This is a genomic window from Chitinophaga tropicalis (assembly GCF_009758205.1).
Taxonomy (GTDB): Bacteria; Bacteroidota; Bacteroidia; order Chitinophagales; family Chitinophagaceae; genus Chitinophaga; species Chitinophaga tropicalis.
Map to the genome: position 1 here is coordinate 515,798 of NZ_WRXN01000005.1, position 15,237 is coordinate 531,034.

General features: G+C 42.8%; 13 protein-coding genes. 5 read left to right on the forward strand and 8 right to left on the reverse strand.

Annotation, left to right across the window (positions count from 1 at the left end; all coding sequences use genetic code 11):
* Positions 1-26: 26 nt before the first annotated feature.
* Positions 27-1,031 carry an alpha/beta hydrolase family protein gene (locus GO493_RS14580; protein WP_157306937.1) on the forward strand — a complete coding sequence of 335 codons (1,005 nt, stop codon included), beginning with the start codon at positions 27-29 and terminating at the stop codon, positions 1,029-1,031.
* A 44-nt stretch (positions 1,032-1,075) separates the two neighbouring features.
* On the opposite strand, the gene GO493_RS14585 is transcribed toward GO493_RS14580, so the two are convergent.
* Positions 1,076-1,840 carry a hypothetical protein gene (locus GO493_RS14585; RefSeq protein WP_157306938.1) on the reverse strand — a complete coding sequence of 255 codons (765 nt, stop codon included), beginning with the start codon at positions 1,838-1,840 and terminating at the stop codon, positions 1,076-1,078.
* Positions 1,841-2,140: 300 nt separating this feature from the next.
* Between GO493_RS14585 and GO493_RS14590 the strand changes: the two genes are divergently transcribed.
* Positions 2,141-3,229 (forward strand): serine hydrolase domain-containing protein, encoded by a 1,089-nt coding sequence (locus tag GO493_RS14590; protein WP_157306939.1) that lies wholly within the window; start codon positions 2,141-2,143, stop codon positions 3,227-3,229.
* Positions 3,230-3,278: 49 nt separating this feature from the next.
* On the opposite strand, the gene GO493_RS14595 is transcribed toward GO493_RS14590, so the two are convergent.
* From GO493_RS14595 to ppnP, 5 genes are all read right to left on the reverse strand, one after another.
* Positions 3,279-4,901 carry a RagB/SusD family nutrient uptake outer membrane protein gene (locus GO493_RS14595; RefSeq protein ID WP_157306940.1) on the reverse strand — a complete coding sequence of 541 codons (1,623 nt, stop codon included), beginning with the start codon at positions 4,899-4,901 and terminating at the stop codon, positions 3,279-3,281.
* A gap of 10 nt (positions 4,902-4,911) precedes the next feature.
* A complete protein-coding gene (locus GO493_RS14600; RefSeq protein WP_157306941.1) occupies positions 4,912-8,235 on the reverse strand; it encodes a TonB-dependent receptor in 3,324 nt (1,107 codons plus the stop codon).
* A 64-nt stretch (positions 8,236-8,299) separates the two neighbouring features.
* The gene (locus tag GO493_RS14605; RefSeq protein ID WP_157306942.1) at positions 8,300-9,445 is read right to left on the reverse strand and encodes a FecR family protein; all 1,146 of its coding nucleotides are present in this window, start codon (positions 9,443-9,445) and stop codon (positions 8,300-8,302) included.
* A 70-nt stretch (positions 9,446-9,515) separates the two neighbouring features.
* Entirely contained in the window at positions 9,516-10,100 is a 585-nt protein-coding gene (locus GO493_RS14610; protein ID WP_157306943.1) for an RNA polymerase sigma factor, read from the reverse strand.
* 152 nt (positions 10,101-10,252) lie between these two features.
* The gene (ppnP, locus tag GO493_RS14615) at positions 10,253-10,567 is read right to left on the reverse strand and encodes a pyrimidine/purine nucleoside phosphorylase (protein WP_157306944.1); all 315 of its coding nucleotides are present in this window, start codon (positions 10,565-10,567) and stop codon (positions 10,253-10,255) included.
* Between the two features lie 169 nt (positions 10,568-10,736).
* On the opposite strand from ppnP, the gene GO493_RS14620 reads away from it, so the two are divergent.
* Complete coding sequence (locus GO493_RS14620; protein ID WP_157306945.1) at positions 10,737-11,306, forward strand: carboxymuconolactone decarboxylase family protein; 570 nt, start codon at positions 10,737-10,739, stop codon at positions 11,304-11,306.
* Positions 11,307-11,317: 11 nt separating this feature from the next.
* Here GO493_RS14620 and GO493_RS14625 read toward each other — a convergent pair whose 3' ends face one another.
* Together GO493_RS14625 and GO493_RS14630 are read right to left on the reverse strand one after the other, a co-directional pair.
* Positions 11,318-12,166 carry a sigma factor gene (locus GO493_RS14625; RefSeq protein WP_157306946.1) on the reverse strand — a complete coding sequence of 283 codons (849 nt, stop codon included), beginning with the start codon at positions 12,164-12,166 and terminating at the stop codon, positions 11,318-11,320.
* Positions 12,167-12,260: 94 nt separating this feature from the next.
* Entirely contained in the window at positions 12,261-13,028 is a 768-nt protein-coding gene (locus tag GO493_RS14630) for an alpha/beta hydrolase (RefSeq protein ID WP_157306947.1), read from the reverse strand.
* Between the two features lie 698 nt (positions 13,029-13,726).
* Between GO493_RS14630 and GO493_RS14635 the strand changes: the two genes are divergently transcribed.
* Both GO493_RS14635 and GO493_RS14640 read left to right on the forward strand, forming a co-directional pair.
* Entirely contained in the window at positions 13,727-14,716 is a 990-nt protein-coding gene (locus GO493_RS14635; RefSeq protein ID WP_157306948.1) for a hypothetical protein, read from the forward strand.
* A gap of 85 nt (positions 14,717-14,801) precedes the next feature.
* A complete protein-coding gene (locus GO493_RS14640) occupies positions 14,802-15,122 on the forward strand; it encodes a transposase (protein WP_157306949.1) in 321 nt (106 codons plus the stop codon).
* Positions 15,123-15,237: the final 115 nt, after the last annotated feature.

The window sequence follows — 15,237 nt, forward strand, 5'->3', positions numbered from 1 at the left end:
ACTTAAAGTAATAATATTACAAGGATATGAAACCGTTGCTCAGCATATTTCTTCTATTTTTTCCCATTTCACTATCCGGACAAAAAGCGGAGGATTTTGGGTTCAGGCACTTGCAAACAATTTATAAACATGATACAGTTGACATACTGATAAAATCAAAAAAAGGGGAAGAGCAAATTAAGAAGCCTTTGCTCCTGTTTTGCCAGGGCAGTTTGCCAATTCCGTTAATAATAAAGTATAACAATAATGGGATGACCGGTATTTACAGTGTTTTCCCTTTTAATCCGGACAGTTTAAGTGAAGACTATCACTTAGCCATTATCAGCAAGCCTTTTGTTCCATTGATCGCGGACCAGCAGTCGTTATCGAATGATCTTACTGTTGAAGATAGCTCAGGTAATTACAGAAGAAGAAACCTGCTGGACTATTATGTAGGGAGAAATATTGAAGTAATAAATTTCCTGCAGCAACAGCGTTTCGTTTCTTCTGCGAAACTTGTTGTTGCAGGCCATTCTGAAGGTTCGGCTATAGCTGCGAATATTGCTTACAAATGTAAGAAGGTAACAGCGTTGATCTATTCCGGAGGTAGTCCGTTAGGAAGAATAATGACAATTATTGAGCGGGCAAGGAGCGAGCAATGGAAAGATAGTACTGTAGATGTGACGGCGTCTTTTAGTGATTGGGAAAAGACAGTTGAAAACAGAAATGATATTAATGCTACAGGTGACACTTACAAGGGATTGTACCAGTTCTCAAATCCACCACCTATAGAGCTTCTACTAAAGCTAAACATTCCTGTCCTGGTTACTTATGGCACAAAAGATTTCGGGGCGGTTGCACAGAATGATTACTTAAGAGTTGCTGCAATTGCTACGCGAAAAACAAATTTCACCTTTATGGATTATGTTGGCGTAGACCATAACTTTTTCCCGTTATTACCAGATGATAAACCCAATTATGATGTATTTAACTGGGATAAAGTAGCGGCGGACTGGCGGGACTGGTTAAAAGGAAAGTCTTCAGGTAATTAAGTTAGAAGCCGATTTATTATCAGCTTCTAACCAATGTGTTTATTCTACTCAACACTGCATTTTACATTTGTCTTACCCTTACAGGTTGCACTCATTGTCAAACCGGAAACAGCGAATTCAAACTGGAACTGAATATCAGAATCAGTTTGCTCCGCTATATTCTTGTTTATATCATAAATCATAGTACCTGTACCGGTACCAGTACCGCCTCCTTTGCCGGCATTCTCTGTTATACTCATATCCATAACAATGGTGTACTTCAGATCGAATATTGCTTTGTTATCCCTGATCTCTTTCAGTGTATATTTTGCAATGAGTTTCATTTTCATCTCTGCCTGTGGAATCGGCAGGTTCATAGGCAGTTCCTGGTCAAAAGAGTCACCAATTTTTATTTCTTCTGCAGGGAATTTGATATTCCCCTGCAGGTTGGTCACCATTTGGCGCAGGGAAGTTTTCAGTGCATCGTCTAATTCTCCTTTGATGGTATCAATGGAGATCTTTCCATCTCCCATAGTTGTACCTTCTACGACAGTGTTCAGGAAAGGGTTGACATCCTGGGTGGTTTCCTGTCCGCCAACTGACTGGATAATACTAAACTTATCATAGGTCATAGTCAGCGGTATTTTTTTATCAGCCCGCTGTGCACCGGTCTTTGTTGTTATAGCCATGTTCTGATTCATGTGCATAATAATAGGCAGCTTCATACCTCTGGCACGTATCTCATTTATCATGGCTGAATCTCCCTTAACGGTCATTTCCATGTCCATCAGGTTAGTCATCAGGGTTTTGTAAGTCTTGTCCGGGGCCATTGAGATTTTAAGCAAAACCTTATTCTGAGCGGAGGTAAACTGTGCAATGCTGCTTAAGAGCACTAACAAAAACAATCGATAATACTTCATTTCTAAGTTGGATTTCTCCAAAGATGAAGAATTGTCTGGTATTTTTATGAAAATCCTTTCCTGAGATTCGTTTTTATATTTATGGAGGGGGACTTTTCGGTTATCAGGACCGGTTATAAGGTTTAATTTCCACCGGTACAAAGGGCTATTGCATACTTCCTTTATTTACCTAAATTTATTTGGAACTGTATTAAGCAAATCCCTCTCTATATGCGATCTTCATTCAACAACGGTACATTTAAACTCCCACTTTTATCAGTTATTGCTGTTTGTGCGTTGCTGCTCTTTCCCGGAGTGCTTCATGCCCAAAAGGAAAGGATTGATACATTTATTGAAAATACGATGGCAAGGCAACATATAGTTGGCCTGGCCGTTGGAGTAATAAAAGACGGAAAAGTTATTAAAGTTAAAGGATACGGGTATTCAAACCTTGAGCTTAATACCCCTGTTACTACCAGCACAGTGTTTAAACTGGGTTCAGTGAGCAAGCACATAATTGCTGTAGCCATTATGAAATTAGTGCAGGAAGGTAAATTACAGCTGGAAGACCCGGTGGCTAAATTTTATCCGGATGCGCCATCGCATTGGAGTAAAATCACTATCCGGCACCTGTTAAATCATACTTCCGGGTTGAAAAGGGAATCTCCTGCTTTCGATGCTATGGCGGAGCAACCAGATTCGTTACTTATCAGGGCAGCCTACAAGGACACGCTTGTGTTTCCAACCGGAAGTAAATGGCAGTATTGCAACCTGGGATATTTTATGCTGGCAGACATTATCAGGCAAATAGACGGGCGAAGTTTTACCGAGTATATGAAGAAAGAGATATTCGAAAAGAATGGGTTGCCGGTAACACGGGTTACGTCTCTGAAGGACATGGTTTATGGACGGGCAGACGGGTACGCGCACCTGGGAGGAGATACCATCATTAATGCTTTAAATTATGTTGCGCTAAGGCCCAGTGGGGCTTTCCTGTCAACTATCGATGATATGATAAAATGGGAAATGCTGATACAGCGAGGGAAGATCTTACCCCAGGACAGGTGGCAGCAGATGTGGTCGAATCCTTCAAAAACCAATGCCACCGATACGAGCAGCACTGCTGTTTATTATGGGTATGGATTTTATGTTAGCAATTATAAAAACAGGAAGGCAGTATATCATGGCGGGGTATTACCGGGATTCAGGGCGATGTTTTACAGGTTTCCCGAGGAGCGTACAGCAATTATTATATTAACGAATTCAGAGCCGACCAATACATTGAAGATTGCGCAGGACGTGGCGGATATTATTTTATAAGAATATCTATCCGAAAGGCCGGAGATCTCTCCGGCCTTTTCAAAGTATATTACCATTTGGGATTCTGCTTCATTGCCGGATTGCCATTGATCTCTACCAGCGGAATGGGCCAGAGGTAATCGCGTTCAGGATCGAATATCCTGTTTTCTACAATTACCGGCTGGTTTGTGTTGGGATTAATAGCACCCATTGCCGGTCCTTTCATCACCTCCTCTCCTATCTTCCAGCGGCGTATATCAAACAGACGGGTGCCTTCAAATGCCAGTTCTACTTTTCTTTCCCGGCGGTATAGTTCGCGCATTTTTTCCTGTGTATTATACACAGCTGTATTTACAGGGGGCATGCCTGCCCTGTTGCGGATTTTGTTGAGATACAGCAAGACATCAGGGTTTTGCCAATCGTCAGATTCTACCAGTGCTTCTACATAACTCAGTAATATTTCAGCGTAGCGGGTAATCATAAAGTTTAATGTACCGGCATTATTGCGGGACACATCTTTGGCATCGAGGTATTTCTTTACCCAGAAGCCGGTTTGTGTAGATTGTGTTGCCCCCAGCTGGTCTACTGACCCGGCGGTGAATGGGTCCAGCAGGCGGTTTACAAATGTTTGTCCAGGGAAGAGAACACTGGCCGCCAGCCTCGGGTCCCTGTTATTTTTGTACAGGGGATTTCTCCAGTAATAGGCCAGGCTGTCGGCTCCCAGCTCCTGCAATGTTTTGCCCTGCAATGTTTCGTATGTATTTACCATAGCAGCGGTAGGGCCGTTACAGGCTTGCCCGGCCAGGCTTTTGGGCGCCAGTCTGAAGAATGCACCTGAGTTGCCGGTGCGGCGGAAGAGGATACGTTCCTTGTTTTCCAGCGCATCGTAGGTAAATAATTGTGCATAGCTGTTAACTCCGGCGGTGGTGCTGTAGTGCAGGTCATATACTCCCAGGCTGATAAGTTTCCTCGCGTATTCTATCACCTTTGCATAATTCTTTATGCTGAGAAATAATTGTACCTGCATGGCATAACAGGCCCCTTTTGAAATGCGGTAAGCATCGCTGGTTGGATAGGATGCAGGTAGTATTTCTGCGGCAGTGTCTAATTCGGCAGCAATGAAATTTACTACTTCCTCTTGCGTATTACGTGGTACAGATGCCCCTTCTTCCGGGTCCAGGCCTTTATTCACAACAGGTATGGGGCCAAAGAAAAGAAACAGGTTAAGATGTGCTCTTGCCCGCAATGCCCTTGCCTCTGCAGCACGTTGTTCTTTCACTACCGCGTTTTCCATGTAGATGCGTGAATAGTTTTCCAATATGCGGGAAGCATTACGTATGTCTTTGTAATTCTGACGATAGGTATCGGAAAGATAACCATCTGTTGCGGTAACTGCTCCCAGCGGATAGCTGTTCCAGCTACCGAAATTGGCCCTGAATACTGATTCGTCTGTAATGCCGCTCATATGTATACGGCAGTTTGCCTGGTAGGAAGAAGAAGTGAGCAAGGCGCCGGGCGACATCTGATTATTATATATCACTTCCAGGTAGTTAAAAAGATCGGACTCCAGCCGCCACCATTTTTCATCGGTGGTAGCAGTAGGATTGTCCCTGTTGAGGTAGTTTTTGGAACAGCCCCAAAGCAGGACCAATGCTATCAGAGAGGTAAATATTTTTTTATGGACATGTTTCATAAGCCGTGTTTTAGAATTTAAGGTTAAGACCGAAGGTGTATGTTTTCAGTAATGGCACGGTATTCTGGTTACCCCCGCTTTCCGGATCAAACAATTTTACTTTCGAGAAGGTGAAGGCATTCTGTGCATTGAAGAATACGCGCAGCATTTTAGCTCTTATTTTCCTGGCTAAAGGCACAGGCAGGGTATACCCCAATTGTATATAACGAACGCGCAGGTATTTGCCGCTTATCCGCCAGAAATCAGAGAAGTTGGCGTTGGTGCCTGGTGTTGGTGTAAGCCGCGGACGTGAGGCGCCAGTGTTCTGGGGCGTCCAGTAATCCAGTTGTGATCTTTGCGGAGTGCCGCTTTCTCCTCCAATATTCAATGGTACGGCAAAGTTGCCGGTGTAAAATAGTGGGGCGCCGGCAGCTCCTGATAATAAAGTCTGGAAGTCTATATTTTTAAAATTGAAGCCAAGGTTGAAGAAGAAGATATCGGTAGGCTCTGTATTGCCCAGCGATACCCGGTCCAGGTTATTGATGATGGTATCTCCGTTGACATTCAGGAAGTGAACGTCGCCTGCTGCCTGACCATTCATTTTAAGTATCCTGGGATTGTCGACATCAGTCTGCTGCAATAATCCCTGTGTGGCGTAACCATAGTGTTCTCTTAAGGCCCCTCCCTCATACATAATGGTATTACCGCTGATGATTGGCTGACCATTGCCGGTAAGACGTACGATCTGACTTTTGTTCCTGCTGTAACCTACGCCTGCATCAAAGCTGAAGTTTTTGCCCAATAATTTATGGTAAGATATTTTGATTTCCTGTCCGCGGTTCCTTACGCTACCTACGTTAACAGGGGCTCCGTTATTGTTGCTGCCAATACCGGTACCACCTGTATAATTAGGTTGTGGTGTGATGATCATGTCGGTAGTCAGTTTGTCATACCATTCGGCAGTGATACTAATACCTGCTTTGAAATGTATGTCTGTACCAATATTCAGTTCTTTTACTTTTTCCCAGCTCAGGTTAGGGTTGCCAATTACGGTTTCTGTACCATTACCCGGGTCGATGGTTGTCTGGTAGAGATAAGGATCTATGTTATTATTGCCCAGGACTCCCCAGGAACCTCTGAGTTTCCAGGCATCAAGGAACTTAACATGAAAGAAATTTTCCTTGTCAATATTCCAGCCGGCAGCAACAGAAGGGAATACACCCCATTTTTTACCGTTACCGAACAGGGAGGAACCGTCGCGGCGCAAGCCGGCTTCAAACAGATAACGGCCGTCATAGGTATAGAATGCTTTTGCAAATATGGAACGCAGCGCCACATCTTTCCACGAATCAAAAGTGCGTAGTTCCTGTGTATAGCCGGCGATAGCATTTACATTATGTTTGCCAAAATCGTGGTTGTAGTCCAGGTTGCCCCCAACATACAGGTAGCTTTCCCTGCCTGTAAGCGTAGCGGTTTTAATGGTTGCATAGTTTACGCCGGCAGTGCGGTTAGTATAGTAGTCAAAAAAGATGTAGGATTCCTGGTCTGCCTTGTCGATACCGGAAACTATGCGGTAGCTGGCTTGTCCTTTAAGGCTCAGCCCTGGCAGGATATTCCATTGCGGGCGTATATTAAGTAAAGCCTCATCTCTTGTATAGCTCATGGTACCACCTTTTTCCAGCATGGCTACCGGGTTCCAGCTCTCGCCATAAATGCCGTAGTAAGTGTAACCGGGGTTTTCTTCTTTTTCCGGATATTTGGAAATGATATTTGGTGGTATGCTATAGATACGGCGGTAGATATCGGTGGTATACCTGTTAGTCGCATAGGGTTGATTTTGAACAGTACGCGAAGCAAAAAGGTCCATATAGATGAAGAAGTTCTTCATCAGGTCTACCGTAGTATTGGCGCGTACGGTGGTACGGTTGTAATCGGATTTTTTCACATGTCCCTGCTGCCATGTCTGGTTGATGGCGAGGGAGAATCGTGCCGCTGTATTACCTCCGGAAACCAGGATGGAATGTTGCTGTATAGGAATGGCCTTGCGTAATACCAGGTCAGGCCAGTTGGTGTTGGGGTATTTAACCGGATCGCTGCCGTTTCTTGTCATGAGTATAGTAGAGTCACTGTAGATTGGATTTCCGCCTGAATTTTTCATTGCTTCATTATTCATTTCCATCCAGGTGGCAGCATCTACGAAGTCGGGCATGTATTGAGGCCGCTGAATACCATAGTATCCGTTGTATTCAATATTGGGAACCCCGGCAACGCCACGTCTGGTGGTAATAATAATTACGCCATTAGCCGCTCTGGCCCCATACATGGAGGCTGAAGCTGCATCTTTCAATACTGTAATGCTTTCGACGGTATTAGGGTCCAGGTTGTTCATGTTAAATGGTACACCATCCACCAGCACCAGTGGCGCCGCATTCAGGAGTGTGCCTACACCACGTATCCGGATGTCTGCCTGATCGCCACCAACCAGTCCGGTGGTTTGGGACACTGCAATACCAGTGGCGCCGCCCTGAAGGGCCTGGGAGAGTTGCACAACGGGTTTGTTTTTCACATTCTCCATATTAACGACGCTGACAGAGCTGGCTATGTTCTTTACTTTCTGTGTGCCAAAGCCTGTTACTACTACCTGATCTAAAGTTTTAAGATCTTCTCTCAGGGAGATGATCAGGTTTGCCTGCTCTTCGTGCACGATATATTCCTGGGGCTTATAGCCGATCATGGAGATCACCAGTGTGCTGCCTTTGGGTACATGTAGTTCAAAAACCCCGTCTGCATCTGCGGTGACGCCTTTGGCAGTGCCTTTCACTTTAATGGTAGCACCTACCAGGGCCCCGGGAGGATCTTTGGCTTCCAGGACACGTCCCAGCACTCTGAGAAGCTTTTCCTGCTGTGGGGATGTGGTGGGAAGATTGTCTCTGACAAGCTCCTTTTTCTTTACCGCCACCGTTTTGTCGATGATGTTATAGCTCAGTGGCTGGTCTTTGAAACACTGGTCCAGTGCCTGTTTTAATGAAGCCTCTTTTACCTGTAACGACACAGGTGCAGCAGTAATCAGTTCCTTTTCTTCATATACAACATATACGCCGGCCTGTTTAGCAATTTTTTTCAGTACTGTTTTTAGCGGTTCATTTTTAGCCTTAATAGTGATGTTCTGAGAAACGGCGCTTACGCAGATGTTCATCATTACCAGCAGCATGAGGAAAGGAATAGTGCGCATAATGCCGGATGATCCTGTACGTTTTTCATGGGCATGTTTATCAGCAATCGATTGCCTGTTATGACATGGCAATGTCCTGGGCGCCGCTGTGCGCGGTGCGCCGGTAAAGTAATATGGATGCATAGATCTGTGGAATTTAGTGATGGGCTATAGTTGTATTACATTGGATGCTACTGATTTTGGTTGTTCAGGAATGAATGGAGAGCACAGTAAGTTTTCTGTTTTCAAGTTTGCACTTAACGCCGTACAGGTCCAGTATTTTTAGTACGTCCTGCAGATCCATATCTCTGCCTATCTGGCCACCGAATTTCTTAAGGGCTACCTCCTTTGCAGGGGCTTCGATGGCGATCTCTATATTATACCATCGTGCCAGTTGCCGGAGGAAAGCTGGTAAATCTGTATTTTCCAGTTCAAATCTTCCATTGCGCCAGGCCAGTACATTTTCCAGGTTAACAGCCTGTACTTCCATTCTTCCGGTGGCAGGGTCCAGCTTTGATTGTAGTCCGGGGTGTAGTAAGGCAGATGTATTTCCCTGTAATACTTTTACTGCTCCTTCTACCAGGGTGGTGTTCACTACTTCTTCGTCCTTGTAGGCCATAATATCAAAACTGGTCCCCAATACCTGTACTTCCATTTCCCCTGCTTTTACGATAAACGGTTGCCTGGCGTCAGGTGCAATTTCAAAGTATGCCTGTCCGTTTAGTATTACTGTCCGATTGTCCTTAAACTTTAATGGGTATTTAAGAGATGAGGCTGCATTGAGCCATACATGGCTGCCATCAGGAAAACTTACCTGGAATACGCCACCTGGGGGTGTTGTAAGCTCATTAAATGCGTTGGTTTCATTATCCTGGCTCTCATACTGTAACTCACCCTGCTTTTGCTGAATAGCCATGTTACCGGCTTTAATCACCTGGTTACCGGTATCGGTTAATGTTACTCTGGAGCCATTGGCAAGTGTCAACACTGCTTTGCTGCCGCCTGGTTTTATTGCAGATGTAGCTACAGCCAGGGGCCTGGGCTGCTGCTTTTGCAGCAATGGGTAAGTTATAACAGCAAGGACAAGCACGGCCGCTGCAAGCCACCAGTATTTCCGGTAATAGTGTGTTTCTATGGTATCCACCCGCTGCTGGATCTTGTTCCACATGCGCATGGAGGTGATTTGAGGCAAACGGTTACCCTGCTGCAGGTTTTCCCGGAAAATGTCTGCTGCCTGCTCCCGGAGCTCAGCTGCATCTGTAGATTCCAGGTATGATTGCAGCCATTGTTCATCTTCCGTACTGCGGTGCGGCGACGACAGGATCTCTTTTAATCTTTGCTGATCGCTTTTCAAATGTCAGGATACCTTTATTTATATAATACAACTGGTAATAATAAAAGGGGGGGTAGAAGAAGGAATTTTTTTAAAGAATTTGCAGTAACAGGAAAAGAAGCAGGGTATCATGATTCACGTGCTTATGAATATACTCCCTTAAGGTATACATCACTTCCCCCAGGTATTCCTTTACGGTATACCTGGAAATACCCATTAGCTGCGAAGTTTCTTCATATGTACGGCCTTCCATCTTGCAAAGCTGAAATACGCGTCTTTTTTGCGGGGACAGCTGGCTGATGGCGGTTTCCAGTAATTTCCACTGTTTTTCGACAGTCAGGAAGTCATTATCAATAACAGGTTGCAGGGTGGCTTCTGCCGCTTTGCTTTTTTCACGCAACTGCTTTTTGAGATGATTAACTGCACGGTTAAATGTAATGGTAAAAAGCCAGGGGCCTAATGGCCTGCCTGTATCGATCTCTTTACGCTTCTCCCAGAGCGCAATAAATGCCTCCTGGATAATATCTTCCGTTTCCGGAGAAGAATGAAGTATCTGGAAAGTTTTACGGTACAGTGCATGATGGTATTTATCATACAGCGCTTTAAAGGCTGCCTGATTGCCGGCGGACAATCCCTTCAGGAGTCCTGTTTCATCGTGGAAGTCTGCGTTGATCAATAACTGGAATTCAGGGTAATAATTACCAAAATATCAAAAAAACAGGAATAAAACTGATAGTGAATTAATAAAAGCTAATTGTAGATTGTGCAAAATACCGGGTTAATGGCGTGGCAAACACCGGAGATATTATCTCCGGTATGCTTATCTTTCTATTTATAGTAACAGATATATGCTACATCTGTATCGCACTCCACTTCGAATGATGTATGTGCAGCTATTTCAAAAGTATCGCCCGTCCTGTGTCTGAGCCAGTCGCCGCCGCTCACCTTTGTACTGATGTTGCCGGAAATAACTATCATAGTCTCAAGCGAAGTGGTATTGAATACATAAGTCCCTTTTTTCATAACTCCAACGGTTGCAGGCCCTTTCTCTGTTTCGATACCAAGGCTTTGGACTTTTCCATCAAAATATACATTATGCGAGACTTTATTCGTTGTGCCTGAAGAATCATTTGAATTACTCATAATATTTATTTTATTAAAGGTCATCTTTTGACGGTCCAAAACTAATCTATTCAATGACAGGAAATTGTAAAAAATATGGATGAATAACTTCCTTTAAAAAAAAAATTCTTCCGGGTTTGTCACAAACCAGGCATTGCCGGATCATAGGTAAAAACAAACCTTTAAATATATGGAAGCACCTTTTCTTACTCCGATTGAAAAGCCTAAAGGCCTTTGGGGCAAATTTCTTTATTTCTATTCCAAAAGGAAATTTGGCAAAGTAATGACGCCTTTAAAAGTGATGGCTTCAAGAATGCCACCTGGATTTGCAGCATTTTCAGGAAAAATCGGCCAATTGGATAACAAGCTGCAGCTATCTCCCGAAACCGTTATGCTGGTTCGCCAGAAGGTGGCTGAAATTAATGTTTGCCTATTTTGTATTGATATAGGGCGGTCTAAAACTATAGCCTCTTCCATGGATCAGGCAAAGTTTGATGAATTAGCTGATTATCAAACGAGCAGCCGTTTCTCTGTAAAGGAAAAAGCCCTGCTGGATTTCGTTGCAAGGCTGGCACGGGACAAAAAGATGGAAAAGGACCTGTTTGATAAGCTGGCCGGATATTATAGTGAGCGTGAAATCTGCGAGGTTGTCTGGATAGTGGCTACTGAATTCTATTATAATATCTCAAACATAGGACTTAACATCCACTCAGATATGTTGTGTGATATTGCCAAAATGCGAAAGAACCAAACTGCTTAACAGCACTTTGATTACGCCGTTCTGATCATTAACTTATCAGGGTTTCGCACAAGCAGTAAACGGGTAATACCGGTATCGTCACTTACAAAATATTGGACTGAATCCAATCCGTTATCAGCCTTACGGAGTATCAGCGCTGCTGGTACTCCGTTAACAAAAACAGGTTTAAATTCATATACATCGCCCTGGTTCTCGGGAAGCTGCATTATACCCAAAAAGAACTTTTGCACCTTTTCAAAACCAAAAAGCGGCTTGATTGGAGCACTGCGTTTGCCTCCGCCATCGCTGAAGAGCTCAATATCGCTCCGGAGAATTTGTTCTAATGAAGACCGGTCATGGTTAACAACTGAATGCAGGAAAGCGTCAATGAGTGCGCTATGTCTCGTAGTATCTACCTTGATGTGTGATTTGCGACCCAGCTTTTCATGGGTACGGTGCAGGGTTTGCCGGCAATTATCCATAGAAAGACCTGTGAGTTCTGCAATATAGCTGTATTCTTCAGTAAAGCTTTCACGTAAGATAAATACAGCACGTTCAACCGGATTTAGTTGTTCAAGCAGGAAAAGCAACCCATATTCTATTGTTGGTGAATCGGCAGCTGTAGTGGTAATATAGGGTTCAGGGAGCCAGGGACCAATGTAGGTTTCCCGCAGTGCCTTCAGTTCATTGAGGCGCTTTATGCTTTTGTTGACTACCATGCGCGCCATGTAGGCTTTAGGCGTCTTCACATCTTCAACGGATAACCACTTTTCATACACATCTTGTACAATATCTTCAGCTTCTTCAATTTCCCCCAGCATGCTGTAAGCTATCTTGAACAAATAAGGGCGGAGCTGCAGGACTTCTGTGGTTATTTTCATGTCTTATAAATGCTGGTCAAAGCCGTGGCTATAAAGATATAGCTAAATTCTCATTCATGGAATTATCTGGCCTGTATTCAGGATGGGGAGTGTATTATTCACGGAGGTAACTCATAATAATTTTACTGATAGTATCTGCTTTATTAAAAACCATGAGATGCCCTCCACCTTTAATGCGATAATCAGGATGCACAAGCCTGCTGGTTATTACTCTATCGGCCGTACCGTGTATTTGAATAGTTCTCTCCGGTGCTTCTTTATTATCCCAATAGGCAATACTTTTCAGTGCCCAACGAAAAAAAGAAGCATCTGTATTCGCCAATAAATTCGTTAATGTCTTTTTATCTTTAGGCGACCGGGCGCCAAAATACCGATAGGTGAGAAAATTAGTACGTTTTATTAATGGACCGGGGATAATCCGATATAACCCCAATTTCATGAAAAAAAACTGTACCCTGTTCAATTCACTTTTGGTTTTAGCAGAAGAGATCAATACCATTTTATCAACCTTTATCTGTTTGGATACTTCCACAGCAACTATTCCTCCAAAAGAAAGCCCTATGATATCCGGATTTTCAGCTGTGATCTGGCTCTTTATCCTACCCGCATATTGCGTGATTGATTCGTTTGGCAAGTTAGGAATCCAGGTTATGTAAACTTTATGATATCCCGGAAGTTTCAGGTTCATAAATACACTTGAGTCTGCTCCCAGACCACTAAAAAGATAAACAGTTTTTTGTTCTTTTGGTGTATCCTGTGAGGTTTGAGCGCCCACTATGAGGCTGCTGAACATAAATAAACCCCAAAAAATCACATTCACACTTTGCGTTATAGATTTCTTCACTTCTTGCCTGACAGACATTTTTAATATAGTAGTTTACTTTTTATTGAAAAAGTTCAGGAGCCCCCGTAAGTATTATCTATGGCAAGTATGATACCATTTTTCAAATTGTAGTCATTCTAAAAACAATGAAACCCCTACACATCCATTTATACAGGTAGATACTTTAAGGCATTTTCAGATATGGGGTGGTGTTTTTCGATACGATGGAAAATCGTTTACTAATCTCACAAGCAGTAAAATAGGTTTGCACAGATTCTGGGATGTTCTGGCAGATCAACGCGGAAATATTTGGTTCGCTTCCACTTATTCCGGAGTTTATTATTACAATGGGGCGATACATTTTCGGTATCGCCTACTCTTCGAGCGTTGTACACTTCGTCGCAACACCTCCTCAATGTATTCTTCAGCACCCTGGCAGTTGGAATCGAACCATCTAAACTATTCCTCCACAATGATTTGAATATTGGGTAGCCCCAAAAAACCAAACTGATTCGAACTAAAAAGGCTTCAAGTCCAGTGACTTAAAGCCTTTTCTAATTTCAGTGCCCGGTAACGGTAAGTTCTCAAACCAAATATTATTGATTGTCAGTAGATTATTGCAGAATCAGTTGTCAGAAGTTATTTCCAAACCCTAAAAACAATCTTTTATGAAAATTTTTTTGTATTTTTTGTAACATTCCGCATTATTACAATTCTTATTAACCCAAATTTTATTTATGAAACCTATATCCAGCCTTGTTTTATCGTCAATATTTCTGGTATTACTAATTTCTTCATGTCGAAAAGAAGCAACAAAACAGGAAACCAACCAAACCAATTCTGAAAAGCTTAAAGAAGTAATTGCCTGGCTTGATATCCAGGATCAAAAATTTGCAAACTTGCCAATAATACGACATACAATATCCGAACTTAGAGAAAATATAGTTGGTTCCCAATTGAGTACGGAAGTACTTAATGATAAGCAAAGCTTAATTATAATCCCTTTAAAAAGTGAGTACAAGGCTATTAATTTTACCAGCGATCAATCATTTAAAAATTTGGTAATAATTGAAAGCGACCATCAATTAATGCTAAGTAACATTATTGAAATTATTCCAAAGGACCAACACTATGATAAAGTCCCCGCTAATCTTATTTCAAAAATTTATAACAATAGTGAAAATGAATTAAACGGTACTTTCAGTTTTCTTTCTCTGGCAAATACACTTGTAGAGAGCAGGGAATACAAGAATGGGAAGCTTTTTTTTATAAATAAGCCATCCGAAAGCAAAAAAAAATCCGCTGGTAGCAATGCCCGAATCGAAGATGATCCCACAACGGTGGAAGGATATTATGGGGAAGAATGGGATAGTTATTCTTCAATCAGTGATCCGGATCCAACATTTGACTCCGATTTATCAGGCGCCTATTATGTTCCTATCAAATATCACTATAATGCTCAGGTAATAAGAGTCAAGGATACAAGGGAAATCATAAATGTAGTGGTAGATCCAATTACAGCTGAACCTATGCAAGCAACCTATACCGATAGATATGGCAGAATAGTGACAAGATATTTAACCCTTTTTGATCATTTTACCTCTTTTGCACTCTTAAATTCAATAACTGTGGAGATAAACTGGTCTTGTGCAATCTATGCGCAGTACGGTTTTATCGGAGGCCCATGGTCAAGGCAATGGTATAAGAATTTTTCTGCTATTAGGTGAGAATGGAACTAAAGGGTTATTGAAAGCCACAAAAATAGCACAGCAATTTCAATTGGGGATAGCTTGCTAACGAATAATAATAGCCATGATCAAGGGCACGCAGGCCGATAGGGTGATTGAAGTACTAAAAAGAATACCTAAGCGATTACGTAGGCTGGTAGAGGAAGTAACATTAGATATGGCAGCGAGCATGAACTCGACAGTTCAAAGATGCTTTCCTAATGCTCATCGTGTAATAGACAGGTTCCATGTACAGAAGCTGGCTTTTGAGGCTGTGCAGGAGATCCGTATTCACCATCGATGGCAGGCATTAGAAGAAGAAAATACAGCTATGGACCAGGCCAAACGACAAGGGCATGCTTATCAACCTAAGATCTTACCCAACGGGGATAGCTGTAAGCAGTAAATAATAATGCAGCAAAATCGGTAAATATGAGTGCAGCAAAAACGGTAACAATGCTACAGCAAAAATGGCAACATTAGTGCAGCAATAAGGCTACAGTTGTTACATAGTTCATCCC